Origin of the sequence: Rhizobium sp. BK529, from assembly GCF_014194105.1 — a bacterium.
GTDB lineage: Bacteria > Pseudomonadota > Alphaproteobacteria > Rhizobiales > Rhizobiaceae > Rhizobium.
The window spans coordinates 1-15132 of the sequence record NZ_JACIAU010000009.1; the positions used below are offsets into that span (position 1 = coordinate 1).

A 15132-nucleotide genomic window follows, 5' to 3' on the forward strand; every position below is an offset into this window, starting at 1 on the left:
TCCATACTCAACTGCACAAATGAGCGGGCCATTCCATCCTCCTGAAATCATGGCCATTATTGTCTTCGTTGCATTTGAAATTGGAATCTGCCCCCTTACACACGCAGATCGCATAATATGCATTATGGAACTCGCCGGCTTTGCTTCCCGCCACGAGAGCGTCGACCTCGTGGCGTTGCGCAGCTACAGCTACTTGAACCTGAAGACGTATGGCGATGCTTCGCGTTTTCGAGACTGCGCCCGCAATCGCGACGCAGCGCGCAGCTTACGGATGTAGGGAGCGTCATCCATCCCGCGGTACGATAATGTAAACATTGATTTGCTCTTAGCCGTTCCGGCCTTGTGATGGTTTCTCGAGGCCGGTTTCCGATTATCCCACGCGTCTGGCCCTTGAATTAATGGCTTCCTTTCAACCCTCGAGACGACATGTTCCCTCGCGCGCGGTCAAACCGACTAGCAGCGAGGTCGGGAACTTCTGGCCTGCGCCGATGTTAGTCGTGAAGTCCTATCGATTGAGAACACTATGAAGGCCTTCCTTGCATCAACATTAATTATCGTCGCAGCCATGCCCGCGATGGCTGCCGACGACGTAGCGACAAAACACGCCACCGACTTCGCCACGAAAGCTGCACTGTCTAATCAATTCGAAATGGAAGCGGCAAAGATCGAAATCGCCAAGGGCAAGGCTTCCGACGCCAAACAATTCGCGCAGGACATGCTGACAGACCACGGCAAGGCCGGCCCGCTCTTGGCAGAGGCTGCAAAAAAGGACGGCATCGCACTGCCGACGGAGCTTGATAGCGAATATCGCCTGAAGGTCGAAGCTTTGCAGAATGCCGATGCAGCCAACTTGGATCAAGCCTATCTGTCGACGCAGGTGACAGCCCACCAACAGGCAGTCGAGCTCTTCGATCAGTTTTCGAAGCAGGGCCCGGATGGCGAGCTTAAGAAAACTGCTATGAAAATTCTGCCGGACCTGCACATGCATCTGACGCGCGTTCAGGCCCTAGCTTCGAAATAGGGGGCATTGCCCGGGCAGAGCGGTCGTACTGTTCGATACCTGTCATTAACGCCCTGCTGCTGATCACACAGGTTCCCCTTTAGAGGACGGGCGTCGTGCTGGGGGGCTGAAACCTCGGTTTCATGGCTTTAAACTTAGGTTCCAACAAAGTCGCATGCGACGTCTGCCGACTACGATCGAAGGACGAACCGAACATGTCGGCTGCCACGAAATGTTGCATTGGCTCGAGCGCAGAAGGAACAATGGTGGGGCCCATCGGTTTGACCTTTCGCAATCCTGTCAGGAGAGATCGACAAATGTCAGAAGAAATCCGGCGCCCGAAGCCCCCGTATCCAGAACAGCAGCAACAACCGCCGGGCAGCACGGCAAAGATGCAGCCCGTTCCTGATCACGGCGAACGGTCCTACAAGGGCAATGGCAAACTCGAGGGCAAGGTCGCGCTGATCACCGGCGCCGATTCGGGAATTGGAAAAGCCGTGGCGATCGCGTTCGCCCGCGAAGGCGCCGATGTCGTCATTTCGTATCTCAACGAGGACGAGGACGCCCGCGACACAGCCAAGTGGGTCGAACAAGCGGGACGCAAGGCGGTTCTCGCACCCGGCGACATCAAGTCGGAAGACCATTGCAAGGCTTTGGTCGAAAAGGCCGTCAGCGGCTTGGGAGGAATCGACATCCTCGTCAACAACGCCGCCTTCCAGCGCACCTATGCGCAGATCGGCGACATTTCTGCTGAGGAGTGGGACGAAACCTTCCGCACCAACATCTATGCCCCCTTCTTTCTGTCGAAGGCTGCGGTTGCGCACATGCGACCGGGAAGCGCTATCATCAACACGACCTCGATCCAGTCGCGCCAGCCCTCGCCACAGCTTCTTGCCTACGCATCGACGAAAGGGGCAGTCCTGAATTTCACGGCCGGCCTGGCTGAAATGGTCGCCGACAAGGGGATCAGGGTCAATGCTGTGGCCCCGGGTCCTATCTGGACCCCGCTCATCCCCTCCACGATGCCGGCGGAAAAGGCGGCGAAGTTTGGCGAGCAAACGCTGATCGGCCGCGCCGGCCAGCCTGCCGAACTGGCGGGCGCCTATGTGCTTCTGGCGAGTGACCTCGGCAGCTATATGACAGGTGCTGTCATCCCGGTCACCGGCGGCGAAATGATGATCTAGCGGTCACGGCTCCGGTTGAACAAGCTGGAGCCTTGACGCAACTGCAGGGGCAGCGCGAAGATCCGATCTCCCATCATGGGCAGGGCGCGATCCGGAGCCTGCGCGAGCGTGGAATAAAGCGAGAAGTCCCACCGCTGCCAACCGCTCGATGGAAGACGTTACCGCAACCTCGGGCGGCGCTCGGTTGCCCCTCCGCCTTTCCCGCCAAGCCTCTCTTCGACGTCAGGAACTCATCATGAGATTCATTGCGATCAGCATACTATGCGTCGGCCTGCTGGCAGGTTGCACCTCTTCGACCGTCCAGGGCGAGGGACTTTCTCCTATCCCCGGCAGCATCATCTATAAGGGCCAGCCGCACAGCAGGCTGACCCGCTCCCCAGTCGGGTCGACTTTCCCCCATGGCTTTACCGACGAATGGGGACGGCGGGTTGAAGAAACCTATATCATTCGCCCCGACAGGACCCTGGCCATCGTCAACCGTCAATACCTGCCGGATGTGTCCCGAAACAATTAAGCATCAAGGGCTGAGGCACCGCTCTCAAGGCGAAGGCAAAACCGGGACAAGTGCGCCGTTCCCTGCCGTTTTATACAGGCGGCCCCGATAGGATCGGCGCTTTCCGTACGGTGGAGGACAAACACGCAAGGTGGGCTGTATCGTCGGAACCCCGGCGGCCGGCGGTGGTTAGCGCCCTGCAACGAGAACTGATTACTCGCTGCAACAATGACCAACCAAAGGTGATAGTCATGATTCTCAAAATCCTTGCAACATCGGCGCTCGCGCTCACGCTTGCTACGTCGGCCATGGCCCAGTCTTCGGGAGGCTCGGGAGGAGCCGGCGGCGGCACGTCTGGCGGCGCGTCGTCGGGTAGCAGTGCATCCGGCACCAATAGCGGCGGCGCGGGCAATGGCACGACGGGCGGCAGTAACATGAGCGGCAACTCGGCCGGCAGCAATTCGACTGGCTCCGGGGCGGATGCAGGCAATCCGTCGGACAATACGACCACGTCCGGTGCATCGGGTGGGGATCCAAACGACTGCCAGCGTACGACAGGCAGCGGCAACGGAAACCCTGCCCCCACAAGTTCCGCCCAGTCCGGTGCGGCCAACGCCTGCTGACCAGATAGCGGCAGCGCATTTTCTCCCGGCCCGTCACCCGTATTGCGGGCCGGCGGGTCGGCAAGTCAAGACGATTGCCCGGGACATCGCCGCCCGGCAAGCCGGCCATTTTCAACGCCCTCAGGCCAAGCGCGTCGCAGATCTTTCTCTGTCGCCTCGAACCAATCTCTTCCACTTTATCTCAGGAGCCGGGTGCCGTCTCCTCGAAGACCGGCCCAGCTGCTCCCTCTTTTGGTACGGTATCGGACGCTCGTCGAGGCCTGTTGCGGGTCTGGGAACAACCGCGCCATGGCGATGGAAAACCAGGCGCTGAGTATCATGAAGCCGCAGCTCAGCCGCATCGAAAATTATCCGGAAGTGGCCGAGAAGCTCGACCAGCACATTACCGAGACACAGGGGCAGATCCGCCGGATCGAGGAGATTCTGACTGGCCTTGGCGAGGACCATTCAACGCTGAAGGACGTGGCTCTGTCTGTGACGGGAACAATGGCCGCCCTTGGCCATACGGTGGCGGGTGATGAGATCCTGAAAAACGCCTTCGCCAACTTCGCCTTCGAAAACTTTGAAATTGCCGCTTACAAATCGCTGCTGACAGTGGCGGAAACGGGTGGTTTCATGGCCGCTGTCTCCGGGCTGAAGGCCAATCTCGCCGAGGAGGAGGCTATGGCAGGCTGGCTCGATGGCCATGTCACAATGCTGACGAAGAAGTTCCTGTCCTTGCGCATGTCGGGAAAGACCGCCAAGGTCTGATCAGCCTGCCATCCACCGTCACAGAGAGGTTTTTGCGAACGATCTCGCGATCATCCATAGCCGACGGCGCCTTGGGCCAAGCCGCGGCCTGCGAGGTAGGCGCGTCTGCGCGTCTATAGGACTGCCTGCGGATTATCAACGCTCTCCATTTCAAGGAAGGCGCGGATCGGCGCGCCCGTCGGCGAGCAGCTTGACGCGCAAGCCACGTTTCCGTCGGCGCGGAAGCGTAATTTCGCCGCTGGTGTGCAGCAATGGATCAGGGTGTGGGTAGGACCAACCACATGATCGTTCCAAAGATTGCGATGAAGGCAAGAGGAAGGGCGAGGAAACGAACCATTCCGAGGTTGGTATTGGTGCCGCCATCCCATGCGAACCACCAGTCTGGTCCTTGATTGCCATCTGCCATGGAAAACACTCCTTCGCTCGAATCATGTCCAGCCTGACGCCACGCGTCAAAGGCAACTGCCGGCGGAGAATGAGGCCGTCTGCCTTAACGCATGCGGCCCTCATTCGAGCTGGACGGATCGTAATCGAGATCCCATTCCTTCACGTGCTTGCCGCGCGGAGGCGTCTTGTGGGCGGTCGCGTCTTCCGAGCCGGTGATTACCGTTGGCTTGGCACTGGCGACGCCCGTCGCATTTCGGTCACCCTTGGACGGTGCGAACTGGCCCTCGGCATCCTTTCTTACATCAGGCATATCACTCGCCTTTCTGCTTGTAGCCGTCGGAAATCTTCTTGACCTGCGGATCTGCGTTGGTTTCGCCATTGGCATCTTCGGCCAAGTCCGGATTATCCTTTGCAGGCAGATACCCACGCGGCGTGTTTTCCTGAGGGCCTTCCCAGCGCGGTGACTGATCGGTCGTGCCGGGCGCGCCGTCCTTCGGTTTGGTCATTCCCATGAGCAATCTCCTTTCATCAAAGTCGTAACCTCGATCAAGCCATGATGTTCCCCATACGACTGTCGACTAACCGAGGGTGATCGCGGTGTGTGACATTGCTTCGCTCCGCAGGCCCCGAGCCGGCCCTACGGGCAGAACGGGAGGGATAGCGACGCATGGCCCCTCTGGAAGATCGCCGCGGTTTTGTCTCCTCGCCCTCCTGTGGCACCGCGTGATGCGCCTCCCGATCTATGGGATCGATCGTCGAACTCGTTTCGACACTTCAAGGCGCCACACATAAAGGGGTCATCACCGCTCAAAGGCGATTGGTGCCGGAACTTCGCGGGGCCCTCGTTGTTGGAAGCAGGTGAGGCAATGCCAAACAGGAGGATAGTATGCCAAACGCAGATCACAAACATATTGGTGCCGGCGCCAGGGGCAAGGGAGACGGATCGGGCGCAATGACTGATCTTGAGCCGGACGCGTTGCCCGAGAACATGGTCCTGTCCAACCGGGACAAGGCGCAGCACTCTCGCGAGCGCGGCCTAGATGACAAGGCGGTTCAGACCGAACAGTATCATGATCATGCCGCCAACCGAGATCCGGACTAGGAGGATAACATGAAGAGCAAACTTCCCCCCGTCCCGGCCGGCAACCGGTCCGACAAGGGTCCCGGCGACCACACCCGCATGGAGCAGGGATCGGTCGCAGAAACGTCGGCGAAAAACCCGGATAGGGTTGGACAACAGGGCAATAGCAAAGTCAACACGACCCATCAGGGTTATCAGCAGGACCGATGAAGCGAGGATCCATGTCGACATCATCGAAAAACCCGTCCACCATTCGCCAGGGTGGGCCGGGTGCATCACACGAAAACGGCAAGGCGCCGCTCCAGGTCAAAAGGCCGCCGGCGGCGGCCGACAGCAAGAGGCGAAGCGACGTGTCGGGAGGGGGTGGCGAACGAGATCGCCACCACACCCACGAGGACGCACGGAAGTGATCAGCCTTTGACGCGGGAAGCGTCCATGCCCCGGCTGTTCCGTTCTTCGCGCTCGACCGCGCCCTGGCCATCGTTCGTCGGCACGGCTATGGCCTTGCCAATTCAACGACCCCGGAGGGCCGCGCTGTAGCGGCTGCCGGGCTTGCCTTGGCGATTGCGAAGGCTCTGAGCGAGATCGCCTCGCGTGCGCCCGCTCGCGACCAGCCGCATTGATCGATAGCGGAATTGATCCTGCCTTATCGCCGCCGCGGCTACGCACTGTCACGCCGACGTTTTCCGCAAGCTTGCTCTGGAAGCACCGTGGTTGCCGCGAGTAGCAGGAACGTCACGCCGAACAGGCAGGTCATGATGGCCATGGGCAAGGTTAACGTGACGATGAATGGCAGGGCGATCATGAGTGCGCCAAGGACAGCCTCGATGCGCAGATGAAGGCGAAGCCGCAGAAAGGGCAGAATGCCAGCTCGGTAATCGGTCAGGACCGCGTTGAGAAGAACGAGAGTGCCAATGATCATCATCACGTGACGTGCGGGCTCCGGCTCCTGAACGACGACAGGCACTGCGAGTACGAGAGCGCCGGAACTGTAATCCGCAAGGCCGTGTACGAGTGAAGGAACAAAACGCATGAACACCCCGCATTTGACGCGTTCCAACCTGAGACGGTCGCGCGTGTTCCCCCCGAAGGGCAATCTTTCGCCGGCCAGACTGAAACTTTTGCCGCCGAAGCCTGTCTGGTGCCCAACACAGGAGAAATACAATGTCAGATGAACCCCATCACACGCAGCCAGCGCCCACACAGTTCAAGTTTCCCGGCGAAAGCCGGCGCGACGATCCGACAATGGGGATGATAAATGCCGAGCTGGCCGATAAGGGGTTTCTGGTGACAAGCACCGATGAACTCATCACCTGGGCACGAACCGGCTCGCTGATGTGGATGACCTTCGGGCTCGCCTGCTGCGCCATCGAGATGATGCAGATGTCGATGCCGCGCTACGATGTCGAGCGCTTCGGCGTCGCACCCCGCGGCAGCCCGCGCCAGTCCGATCTAATGATCGTCGCCGGCACGCTCTGCAACAAGATGGCGCCGGCGCTGCGCAAGGTCTACGACCAGATGCCGGAGCCTCGCTATGTCATTTCCATGGGCTCCTGCGCCAACGGCGGCGGCTATTATCACTATTCCTACTCGGTCGTACGCGGCTGCGACCGCGTCGTCCCCGTCGACATCTACGTCCCCGGCTGTCCGCCGACGGCCGAGGCGCTGCTTTACGGCATTCTGCTTCTGCAGAGAAAGATCCGGCGCAACGGCACGATCGAACGATAAGGCAGGCGGCCCTTGGCTGGCGTCAATGTCGACAGCTCGGTGGCTGGCGACCGAGCGATAGTGGGTCGACGGCTAAAGCCCGAGGCAACGAATGGCGACCTGATCGGTAAGCGCGCCCGTTTCTGCAAAAAGAAGCTGAGACCAAACTGGTCGCGTGGCGAAAAGAACGCCGAGGCCGAACGCGGCCCAAATAGACGCTGTCACTATTTCCTTCAACAGAGCCGCTCTGATGTCACGCATGCGTGCGCCTCCACAGCAACAGGCCGATCAGCAGCATCGCTGCGCCCCAGGCCAGAAAGCCGACATCCCAGTAGAGCCAGTGGGTTCGAGCGACGGTTTCATTGACATGATGGATCCCCAGCAACTGATGATCGACAAGGCCCTCGATCAGGTTGAAGGTTCCAAATCCCGTCAACATGGAGGCTGCCAGGCACCGCGTCGACCACCTGAAGTGAACAAGGCGCGCCGCACGCCATAAGCGGAAAAGCCCGCCCAGGATGAACAGATAGGCCGCAGAATGAAACACGCCGTCCCACAATATGTTGAACCGCAGGTTCTCGAACGACGTGATCGGATACCAGGAACTGAACAGATGGTGCCATTGCAAAAGCTGGTGGAAGACGACGCCGTCGAAAAATCCGCCGATACCGACGCCAAGGCAGAATCCGGCGAAGAAGGGAAAGACGGGCGCGATACGGGGGCTGACACTTGTCACGACAGCGCCAACATCAGGATGACGAGGGTGATAGAGGTCGCACCGATGACCATGAAACCAGCCATCAGCAGTTCGGCCGCATGGGTCGCGGCCGGATGCCTCACGCTTTCGTGGACGCCGAATATCGCCATCGCTCCGGCAGCCATCCAACTTGCTAAAGTGGCTACAGAAAAAATCGTCATCCAATCTGGCGCATGCATTGCCGCTCTCCTGTCATCTCGCCCTCGAACCTGCGTCGTCGTGACTGGTTCCCCGACACCTTCGAGGGTGCGCTAGCGTACACATGTCTCATCGAGGTCCGAACCTGATGTGAAGGGCGAGGCGGCTGCCGACACACTGCAGCTGGCTCCTTGACGAGATGGATGGCGCCCGTACCGTTGAGCCACAGGCCAGAGGGCCCGCTCGGTTCTGTGCATTAAACGAAGGGTCTGCGAGGGCAGAAGCCTTGGCCAGGAGAAAAGGAAAAGCAGCATCGAAACCAAACCGATGCAAGAGCTGCGAATAGTCAGGGCGTCCCGACAACTGCCGGATGGCGCGCACGATAGCGGTTCATAATTGCTGCAACACGGCGAACGACCGGATGTTTTTCCAGAGCCTCCAGATCCGACGAGAGCTTCGGCCTCCAGTTTGGATAGCTCTTGTCGGTGCCAGGAATATTAGTCGGCTTCTGCTCGTCCGTCAGGTCCGCCAGACGAACGGAGACAAGCATTGATGGCGTCATGGCAACGAATTCATGTGCCGCCACGGCCAGCTGTTCCGGCTTGTGGGTGCCCGGCTTTCGATCTGGTCGGGCGAGACCCAATGCTGCAAAAGCCTCGAGGACCCGCTTGCGCTCCTCGGTCCGGGTCTCTCGATGTTGGAGCGTTGTCTCTTCCGAGACAAGCGCATGTTCCAGACGAAGATCGATGTCGGCGCCCTTCCACCATCCGGTGAAGGTCTGATGATCGTGGGTGGAGACGCAGGCAAGCGCAAGCTGCGGGTAGTGTTGCGGAAGAACGAGACCATCGGCTGTCTGCTCATAGGAGAGGATGCGATAGGAAAGCACGCCGGCCGAGGCGAGGTCCTCGCGCAATCCGCTTGCGACCTCTCCAAGGTCCTCACCAATGACCAGGCATTTGAACTCGAGGGAGATGCTCGCCAGCTGCTCCAGCATGTCATCGGTTGGATAGCGAACATAGGCACCGTCTGCCGGGGTCGCATCGGTCGGAACGAGATAAAGTCTCGCAAAGGCGGCGGCATGATCGATCCTGATGGCGCCGGCATATTGCATCGAGGCGCTCATGAGGCGGGTGAATGGCGAAGGTTCGCCGACCGTGATCTTGTCGGGCCGCAGGGCCGCCAATCGCCAATCCTGTCCCTGAACGGCGAAGGGCTCGGGAGGGTTGCCAATAGCTGCTCCGCGCACGTAGGCGGGTCCCTCGCTCCAGGTAGCAGACCCGTCGAGCGCTTCCCCGACAGCGACATCAAGGTAGAGGCCGACCCGCATACCGGCCTTGCGACAGCACTCCTGTGCCTCGCATAGCTGCACGTGAGCCAGCCATTGCAGCCATTGATGGAAATCGACTTCGGCGCGATGATCCCGGGCGAAAGCGTTCACCGTCTCGCTGTGGGGCGATTGGTACTCCGAGGGCCAAGAGGCCCAGCCGGCGCCCAAACCGGCCGCTGACTGATAGTGTGACACCGTCTCGAACAACGCATGAAGCCGCAGGCTTTCACCGCCTTCCCTGACGAACCTCTCGAACGCCGGGTTGGCGGCTTTTCGACCCTCTTCCCAGAGCGAGGAAAGAACACCGAGCTTCAGGCGTGCCACAGCTTCGTAATCTACGAGCGAACTTGCGCGCAATTCTGAAAGCTGCGTGTCTACAGCAGGGTCGCTGACGAAACCACCTACCTCGTCCACGGCAATATAGAGGGGATTGAGAAACCTGCGATTGGAAGGCTCATAAGGGCTGCACCGACCGGCATCGTAAAGGAAACCGGCGTGCAGGGGGTTGAGGCCGACAAAGTCGGCGCCAAGACGACCGGCTATGGCGCAGACGGTCCAAAGATCCTTGAAGTCACCAATGCCCCAATTGCGGCTTGAAGGCAGCTCGTAGAGTTGCAGACTGAGCCCCCACGCCGGTTGCTTGACAAGATCAGCGGGTGCGTGACACCGGCTGACCTGCCCAGAGACGAAGCCATCGACATTCTCCCCGAGCGCGACAAGCATCCTGCGCAGGTTCTCGTCGGAAACCCGCACCGCACGCCCGTCGGGTGAGGGGCGGATGAGTTCGATGCCTTTTTGCCTTGCCAGGCGTCGGATCGATCCGACGGCTTCTCTCATGCTGGACCTCCAGTCGATACATACGCCTACCGTTCCGGCGGATCCTGATGGGCAGGAACGGTTGGCGGCCACAGCCCGCCTAGGCTCGGCCTTCAAGGGCCTGTCTCATCAAAAGCGTGTAGTCAGGCAGTGGCGATTTCGGTTGCTCTTGCGGCTGGTCAACCGCGGCGACCGGTTGGCAATCGGGACGAGCCACTTCAGAATAAGGCGCCGGAGGAATTTGCGGCCCGTATTGAGCTTTGCCCTTTGTCAGCTGGTTGTCAGCCATCGTTTCACTCCGAGGTGGGATCGCAGCTTAACTTCGGCCAACCCAATTCGTTCCTTGTCCGATCGCCCGTCTACAGCTGCGAACGTGTCCTCTTCTCGGCCGGTAGGCCCTCACGACACAGCTCGCGATCTCGATTAGCGCGCGCCCTGGAACAAGCGGGCCTCAAACATGTTTTGAGCCGATAACAACTGGAGCGTGAACATGAACCATATCTGGCTTTTCGTTGTCGCAGGAGGCGCGGCCGTGCTTGGTCTTGCCCTGGCCGTCGGGATGATCACTCAGGATCCGCGACGATCGGTAGGGGCGATGATCGGGGCTTTCCTGATTGCGATAGTGGCCATGATTGGCGGGCTCTATGTCTCCAGGGCCCCTACTGCGCCCATTGTGCCGCCCGATCGTGAAGGCACAGACAAGGCGTTGCCCGCGGCGCCTGCACCACCTGGCGCGCTTCCAGGACACGATAGCCAATGAGGTGCGCGTTGGCCCACGTTGTCGCTCACGCCCCACCTTTGTTCGCAAAGTGCGGTCCTTATGAAAGTCGGAATAGAACAAGGCCCGCTGCCGCGATCAGCGCGGGGTCCGGCTGCCCAAGCAGGCCGTACTGACGGCAACGCGCATCTTGGCCCTTCTCAGACACGCGAGCTCGCCACCGACAAAGTGAGCGGCAGTGGCTCTCGGTAGGCGGGTTTTCTTTCGGAACGATTCGCGATCTTCGGCGTTTCTATGCCGCAATGCGGAGGGCGCTTTCATATGAGTACGCATTTTCACCCGAAAATCATTGTTGCAGGTCGGGCCAACGAAGTCTTGGAGGTCGAGCGTTTCGCGAGCGACCACAAACTCGGCGATAAACAGACACGTGACCTACTCCGCCTGTTCGGCGCCTTCGCGACTCGTCATGAGCTTCTCACCAACTGCGTAATGCCGCGCGCCACACGCTGATAGCGATCCGGCTCCGAGGCGACACGAGCCGCTGCAGTGCGAGCTCATGAAGCTCCCGCGACCGCGTCTCGTACTGTGCCTTTCTAGCGTTGCCAAGGCCAGGGCCGAGTTGTCATTCTTCGATCCCACTAGGGACCAAGGATTTGTGAAGGAAGCTCAACGCTTTTGCAGCTGCCCGAGTGGAGATTGTATGCCCGACGCCCTCCTCCACCTCGAGTTCGACGCTCAATCCGGCCGCTCCGAGCCGCGCCGCAGCCATCGTCGAGGCAAACGCCGGTATGGTCTGATCGGCCTGTCCATGCAGGAGGAGGATCGGTGTCTGCTTGCTCTTCGAAGAGACGGGCACGGGCGGAAGAAGACCGGAAAACGAGACGAGAGCGCCGATACTCCAGCGGCCGGTGGCAACCGCGTCAAGGGCGACGATCGCACCTTGCGATATGCCAATGAAGGCGACGCGATGATGGGCATTGCGGAATCCTTCCCGGTCGATGATTTCGCCGACCACGGTGTCGAAGGCCGCTCGAACAGCCTCGATACGTTCCGGTTGGAGTTGATAGCCATCCATATTGAACCATTGATGGCCCCGCGGATGGGGAAAGGGCGCGGCGGGAGCAACGAAATTCGCATCTGGAAGGGATGAACGCCAGGATGAGGCAAGCGGCATCATCTGGGCTCCAGACGCACCGCTGCCATGGAATAATACGACGAGAAGTTCGCGCGATATCATGGGATCTGCTAGATGTTACGGTGGCAGCCGGGGCCCCCCGACGCGTGTCGGAACCGGCGAAGCCGCGCGAGGACCGATTGACGAGCGGTTACGCGAGGACGTTTTCGAGGCCACGCTAGTAGATGTGTCTCTACCGCAACGGCCGCAAGCACTCCTTTCTGCTTCGTACGCTTTGGGACAACGCCTCTTCCAGTTGCCGTCGCCATTACCCTTCCCGCCCAGATCCACGCGGCGGAGGGCAAGCGATCCGCAGAGAGCCACGGCTTTTTTTGCATTGCCCCTTGGTGTCATTGCGAAGCCTCTTGATGGTTCGCGGAGGCTTGTAAATCCTTGATCGGCAGCCCGAAAGGTCCGCCGCGCCTCTCTGCTATCCGCAAGATTCCTGCTTAGCCCGCGCCGGCGGATCGACGAGCTGCTCCACCTTGAAGACGTGAGCCTGGCGTTGTCTGCCGGTCTGTCTGTTGCGGGAGGGCATGATGTCTGCCGCACCCGCCGCCCATTGGTACATCCAGCGGGCCTCTGGCATCGATCGTCGGCATACGGACTAGTGTTGGCGGGAACAATCGCTTGATGGGCTGGTTACCCGGACCTTGCCAACCCCCCAGGAGATGTCCATGTTCTACACAGACAACAAGCTTCAATTCCCCGTACGTGTCGAAACGCCGGATCCGCAGTTTGCCCGCGCATTGCAGCAGGCGATCGGCGGCGTCGAAGGCGAAATCCGCGTCGCCATGCAATATTTCTTCCAGGCGTGCGGCGCTCGCGGCGATCCGAAGTTCCGCGATCTTCTCATGAACACCGCCACTGAAGAACTCGGGCATATTGAAATGCTTGCGACGGCTGTTGCCCTCAACCTTGAAGGTGCTCCGGTTTCGATCAAGGATGAAGTGGCGGCCGATCCGGTTGCAAGCGCGGTCCTTGGCGGCCTCAACATGAAGAACCTGCTGTCTGCCAGTCTGTCGGCGATGCCGGTCGATTCGGACGGTGTTCCCTTCGATATGTCCCATATTTACGCGAGCGGCAACATCGCCGCAGACATGACGGCCAATGTCGCCGCCGAATCGACGGGACGCGTTCTGGCGACGCGGCTCTACAATCTGACCAGCGACCGGGGCATGAAAGAGATGCTGTCCTTTCTGATCGCGCGCGACACGATGCACCAGAACCAATGGCTGGCGGCCCTCGAGGAGCTTGGCGGATCCAAGGGCGTCTTCCCGATCCCAAACAGCTTTCCACAGGAACAGGAAAACCAGGAGTTCAATTACGCTTATCTCGGCTTCCATCAGGATGGCAGCACGCCCGCTCCCGGCCGTTGGTCGGAAGGACCCTCGGTTGATGGAAAGGGCGAGTTCGTGACCGCCTTGATGAAACCGCTTGGTCCTGAACCGGCGCTCGGCCCGGCACTTCCAAACAGCGGCGCGCAACGCGAACAGATGTAATAGTAGTGGCGGGCTTCGGCCCGCCACTCCTGGCGTCAGCAAAGGTCGCCCCTGCCTTATCCGTCAACCACTGGCGAGCCCACGAGCGATAGGCTGAGGCGGCCTCATCGAGACCGAGAGCGCTGTCGCGCCGATGCCAACCGAGCGCAAGGGCCTTGGCGCGCATGGGCCTTGGCGCGGCGTCGGTATGGCCGAGTGCGGTCCACCCGCCCCTGTTGATCTTGGCGACGGCCATTTCGATGTGTCTGTGATCGCTCAGCAATTATCTTGGCGCTTCCTTGCAAAACAAGATACCGTCCCGCCCAACATCGTCCGATCTTTTCGGGAAGCCGGCCAGCCCTGGACCAAAGGATTACCATCAGCCCGCTGAGCGCTTGCGTAGCCATTTCAGCACCCGAACTTCGTCCACGTCCATCCATTCCAGAAGCCGGGTACTGCGTGTCCTGAGCCTAAGGACATCGCCCAATACGCCGGCCTGAAAGTCCTCGAAAACTGCGGGATGAATGTAGGACGAGCGGCAGACGGAGCGCGTATTTACGAGCTTTGCGGCGACACCATCGATCGCCAGATTCAGCTGGCGGGCGAGCTCGCGCTTCGTCGAGGCCGGCTCCACCGAGGCAAGCGCCTCAACCGCCAAGCAGGTGGCACCCCAGGTCCGGAATTGTCGCGAACTGAAGTCCCCACCAGTAACGTCCTTGATGTAGCTATTGACGTCATGTGAGGTGATCTGGCGACGTGCACCGTCCTCGCACACGTATTGGAACAGGTTTTGACCGGGCAGTTCCTGAAGTTTGCGCACGACATTGGCAATCCGGCGGTCGGCGTGCGAGAGGTTCCATTCTTTGCCCGATTTGCCTTTGAACCGAAACTGCACGCTACCGCCGTCGACCACGACGTGACGACTGCGAAGCGTAGTCAATCCATAGGACTTGTTCGTCTTGGCATAGGCCGGGTTGCCAACCCGGATGTAAAGATTGTCGAGCATCCAGACGACCGTCGCCAATGCCTTGTCCAGGGTAAGGCCACGGGAACGAAGGTCGATATCGACCCTGGCGCGCAGGTCGGGAAGCCGGCGAGCAAAGTCGCCCAAGCGATCGAACTTTGCCTTGCCCCGCTCCGCATGCCACTGCGGATGATAGCGATATTGACGCCTCCCGCGGGCATCGGTTCCGACGGCTTGCAGATGCGAAAAAGGATTGGTCGAGATAATAACATTCTCATAGGCGGGCGGGATTGCAAGAGCATTCAGCCGGTCGATTTCGGCCGCTTCTGTGATGCGCCTGCCCTCTACCAGGTAGTAGTCGAAGCCGTCACCCCGCTTTTGCCGGTGATGCCCGTTTCAAGTCCGGAGATGTAGGTGAGACCAGAGGCAAGTTCTGCCTCCGCGGCCATGGCATCGAGGTCGCTGACAATGTGGTTCATCTGCCGGTAACTCGTAAACATCGATCGAGATCCCTTTAGGGGCAGGCGGCGTC

General features: G+C 60.0%; 21 protein-coding genes and 1 pseudogene. 13 read left to right on the forward strand and 9 right to left on the reverse strand.

Going from position 1 to position 15132, the window contains the following annotated elements:
* From FHX08_RS31295 to FHX08_RS30940, 6 genes are all read left to right on the forward strand, one after another.
* A partial coding sequence (locus tag FHX08_RS31295; RefSeq protein ID WP_210288448.1) for a hypothetical protein occupies window positions 1-277 on the forward strand: 277 nt, incomplete at its 5' end.
* 246 nt (window positions 278-523) lie between these two features.
* Entirely contained in the window at window positions 524-1021 is a 498-nt protein-coding gene (locus FHX08_RS30920) for a DUF4142 domain-containing protein (protein WP_184328193.1), read from the forward strand.
* A 296-nt stretch (window positions 1022-1317) separates the two neighbouring features.
* Window positions 1318-2184 carry an SDR family oxidoreductase gene (locus FHX08_RS30925; RefSeq protein WP_165911991.1) on the forward strand — a complete coding sequence of 289 codons (867 nt, stop codon included), beginning with the start codon at window positions 1318-1320 and terminating at the stop codon, window positions 2182-2184.
* A 235-nt stretch (window positions 2185-2419) separates the two neighbouring features.
* A complete protein-coding gene (locus FHX08_RS30930) occupies window positions 2420-2698 on the forward strand; it encodes a hypothetical protein (protein ID WP_184328194.1) in 279 nt (92 codons plus the stop codon).
* 230 nt (window positions 2699-2928) lie between these two features.
* Window positions 2929-3300, forward strand: a complete 372-nt coding sequence (locus tag FHX08_RS30935) for an oxidoreductase (protein ID WP_184328195.1) — start codon at window positions 2929-2931, stop codon at window positions 3298-3300.
* A gap of 288 nt (window positions 3301-3588) precedes the next feature.
* Window positions 3589-4050 carry a ferritin-like domain-containing protein gene (locus FHX08_RS30940; RefSeq protein WP_184328196.1) on the forward strand — a complete coding sequence of 154 codons (462 nt, stop codon included), beginning with the start codon at window positions 3589-3591 and terminating at the stop codon, window positions 4048-4050.
* 256 nt (window positions 4051-4306) lie between these two features.
* On the opposite strand, the gene FHX08_RS30945 is transcribed toward FHX08_RS30940, so the two are convergent.
* The 3 genes from FHX08_RS30945 to FHX08_RS30955 form a co-directional block, all read right to left on the reverse strand.
* Window positions 4307-4456, reverse strand: a complete 150-nt coding sequence (locus FHX08_RS30945) for a hypothetical protein (RefSeq protein ID WP_184328197.1) — start codon at window positions 4454-4456, stop codon at window positions 4307-4309.
* Window positions 4457-4540: 84 nt separating this feature from the next.
* Window positions 4541-4747, reverse strand: coding sequence for a hypothetical protein (locus tag FHX08_RS30950; protein ID WP_132658267.1), 207 nt, complete (start codon window positions 4745-4747; stop codon window positions 4541-4543).
* A gap of 1 nt (window position 4748) precedes the next feature.
* Entirely contained in the window at window positions 4749-4949 is a 201-nt protein-coding gene (locus tag FHX08_RS30955) for a hypothetical protein (protein WP_184328198.1), read from the reverse strand.
* A 374-nt stretch (window positions 4950-5323) separates the two neighbouring features.
* Between FHX08_RS30955 and FHX08_RS30960 the strand changes: the two genes are divergently transcribed.
* From FHX08_RS30960 to FHX08_RS31805, 3 genes are read left to right on the forward strand one after another with little or no spacing between them, the layout of a single operon-like run.
* Window positions 5324-5539: a hypothetical protein gene (locus FHX08_RS30960; RefSeq protein WP_184328199.1), complete on the forward strand. Its 216-nt coding sequence runs from the start codon at window positions 5324-5326 to the stop codon at window positions 5537-5539.
* A gap of 9 nt (window positions 5540-5548) precedes the next feature.
* Window positions 5549-5728 carry a hypothetical protein gene (locus FHX08_RS30965; RefSeq protein WP_184328200.1) on the forward strand — a complete coding sequence of 60 codons (180 nt, stop codon included), beginning with the start codon at window positions 5549-5551 and terminating at the stop codon, window positions 5726-5728.
* An 11-nt stretch (window positions 5729-5739) separates the two neighbouring features.
* Window positions 5740-5928, forward strand: coding sequence for a hypothetical protein (locus FHX08_RS31805; RefSeq protein ID WP_246698431.1), 189 nt, complete (start codon window positions 5740-5742; stop codon window positions 5926-5928).
* 251 nt (window positions 5929-6179) lie between these two features.
* Here the strand turns inward: FHX08_RS31805 and FHX08_RS30970 are convergent, their stop codons facing one another.
* Window positions 6180-6551: a hypothetical protein gene (locus FHX08_RS30970; protein ID WP_184328201.1), complete on the reverse strand. Its 372-nt coding sequence runs from the start codon at window positions 6549-6551 to the stop codon at window positions 6180-6182.
* A 131-nt stretch (window positions 6552-6682) separates the two neighbouring features.
* Between FHX08_RS30970 and FHX08_RS30975 the strand changes: the two genes are divergently transcribed.
* The gene (locus FHX08_RS30975) at window positions 6683-7246 is read left to right on the forward strand and encodes a NuoB/complex I 20 kDa subunit family protein (protein ID WP_281412399.1); all 564 of its coding nucleotides are present in this window, start codon (window positions 6683-6685) and stop codon (window positions 7244-7246) included.
* A 232-nt stretch (window positions 7247-7478) separates the two neighbouring features.
* Here FHX08_RS30975 and FHX08_RS30980 read toward each other — a convergent pair whose 3' ends face one another.
* From FHX08_RS30980 to malQ, 3 genes are all read right to left on the reverse strand, one after another.
* On the reverse strand, window positions 7479-7961 hold the full coding sequence (locus FHX08_RS30980) for a DUF2243 domain-containing protein (protein WP_132658253.1): 483 nt from the start codon (window positions 7959-7961) through the stop codon (window positions 7479-7481).
* A complete protein-coding gene (locus FHX08_RS31810; protein WP_246698432.1) occupies window positions 7958-8107 on the reverse strand; it encodes a hypothetical protein in 150 nt (49 codons plus the stop codon). The genes FHX08_RS30980 and FHX08_RS31810 overlap by 4 nt, the downstream gene beginning before the upstream one ends.
* Before the next feature lie 359 nt (window positions 8108-8466).
* Window positions 8467-10284, reverse strand: coding sequence for a 4-alpha-glucanotransferase (gene malQ, locus FHX08_RS30990; RefSeq protein ID WP_184328203.1), 1818 nt, complete (start codon window positions 10282-10284; stop codon window positions 8467-8469).
* A gap of 469 nt (window positions 10285-10753) precedes the next feature.
* Here malQ and FHX08_RS30995 point away from each other — a divergent pair, with 469 nt between their 5' ends.
* Together FHX08_RS30995 and FHX08_RS31000 are read left to right on the forward strand one after the other, a co-directional pair.
* Entirely contained in the window at window positions 10754-11023 is a 270-nt protein-coding gene (locus FHX08_RS30995) for a hypothetical protein (RefSeq protein ID WP_184328204.1), read from the forward strand.
* Between the two features lie 279 nt (window positions 11024-11302).
* The gene (locus tag FHX08_RS31000; protein WP_184328205.1) at window positions 11303-11491 is read left to right on the forward strand and encodes a hypothetical protein; all 189 of its coding nucleotides are present in this window, start codon (window positions 11303-11305) and stop codon (window positions 11489-11491) included.
* A 112-nt stretch (window positions 11492-11603) separates the two neighbouring features.
* Here FHX08_RS31000 and FHX08_RS31005 read toward each other — a convergent pair whose 3' ends face one another.
* On the reverse strand, window positions 11604-12218 hold the full coding sequence (locus tag FHX08_RS31005) for an alpha/beta hydrolase (protein ID WP_184328206.1): 615 nt from the start codon (window positions 12216-12218) through the stop codon (window positions 11604-11606).
* Between the two features lie 614 nt (window positions 12219-12832).
* Between FHX08_RS31005 and FHX08_RS31010 the strand changes: the two genes are divergently transcribed.
* Window positions 12833-13657, forward strand: coding sequence for a manganese catalase family protein (locus FHX08_RS31010; protein ID WP_184328207.1), 825 nt, complete (start codon window positions 12833-12835; stop codon window positions 13655-13657).
* Between the two features lie 358 nt (window positions 13658-14015).
* On the opposite strand, the pseudogene FHX08_RS31015 reads toward FHX08_RS31010, so the two are convergent.
* Window positions 14016-15079, reverse strand: a pseudogene (locus tag FHX08_RS31015) (DNA topoisomerase IB).
* Between the last annotated feature and the right edge of the window lie 53 nt (window positions 15080-15132).

Coding starts and splice junctions, on each gene's coding strand:
- FHX08_RS30995 (WP_184328204.1), top strand. CDS start 10,754: ATGAACCATATCTGGCTTTTCGTTGTCGCAGGAGGCGCGGCCGTGCTT.
- FHX08_RS30955 (WP_184328198.1), bottom strand. CDS start 4,949: ATGGGAATGACCAAACCGAAGGACGGCGCGCCCGGCACGACCGATCAG.
- FHX08_RS30970 (WP_184328201.1), bottom strand. CDS start 6,551: ATGCGTTTTGTTCCTTCACTCGTACACGGCCTTGCGGATTACAGTTCC.
- FHX08_RS30960 (WP_184328199.1), top strand. CDS start 5,324: ATGCCAAACGCAGATCACAAACATATTGGTGCCGGCGCCAGGGGCAAG.
- FHX08_RS30965 (WP_184328200.1), top strand. CDS start 5,549: ATGAAGAGCAAACTTCCCCCCGTCCCGGCCGGCAACCGGTCCGACAAG.
- malQ (WP_184328203.1), bottom strand. CDS start 10,284: ATGAGAGAAGCCGTCGGATCGATCCGACGCCTGGCAAGGCAAAAAGGC.
- FHX08_RS30940 (WP_184328196.1), top strand. CDS start 3,589: ATGGCGATGGAAAACCAGGCGCTGAGTATCATGAAGCCGCAGCTCAGC.
- FHX08_RS31000 (WP_184328205.1), top strand. CDS start 11,303: ATGAGTACGCATTTTCACCCGAAAATCATTGTTGCAGGTCGGGCCAAC.
- FHX08_RS30930 (WP_184328194.1), top strand. CDS start 2,420: ATGAGATTCATTGCGATCAGCATACTATGCGTCGGCCTGCTGGCAGGT.
- FHX08_RS30945 (WP_184328197.1), bottom strand. CDS start 4,456: ATGGCAGATGGCAATCAAGGACCAGACTGGTGGTTCGCATGGGATGGC.
- FHX08_RS31805 (WP_246698431.1), top strand. CDS start 5,740: ATGTCGACATCATCGAAAAACCCGTCCACCATTCGCCAGGGTGGGCCG.
- FHX08_RS30925 (WP_165911991.1), top strand. CDS start 1,318: ATGTCAGAAGAAATCCGGCGCCCGAAGCCCCCGTATCCAGAACAGCAG.
- FHX08_RS31010 (WP_184328207.1), top strand. CDS start 12,833: ATGTTCTACACAGACAACAAGCTTCAATTCCCCGTACGTGTCGAAACG.
- FHX08_RS31810 (WP_246698432.1), bottom strand. CDS start 8,107: ATGGCTGCCGGAGCGATGGCGATATTCGGCGTCCACGAAAGCGTGAGG.
- FHX08_RS30975 (WP_281412399.1), top strand. CDS start 6,683: ATGTCAGATGAACCCCATCACACGCAGCCAGCGCCCACACAGTTCAAG.
- FHX08_RS31005 (WP_184328206.1), bottom strand. CDS start 12,218: ATGATATCGCGCGAACTTCTCGTCGTATTATTCCATGGCAGCGGTGCG.
- FHX08_RS30920 (WP_184328193.1), top strand. CDS start 524: ATGAAGGCCTTCCTTGCATCAACATTAATTATCGTCGCAGCCATGCCC.
- FHX08_RS30950 (WP_132658267.1), bottom strand. CDS start 4,747: ATGCCTGATGTAAGAAAGGATGCCGAGGGCCAGTTCGCACCGTCCAAG.
- FHX08_RS30935 (WP_184328195.1), top strand. CDS start 2,929: ATGATTCTCAAAATCCTTGCAACATCGGCGCTCGCGCTCACGCTTGCT.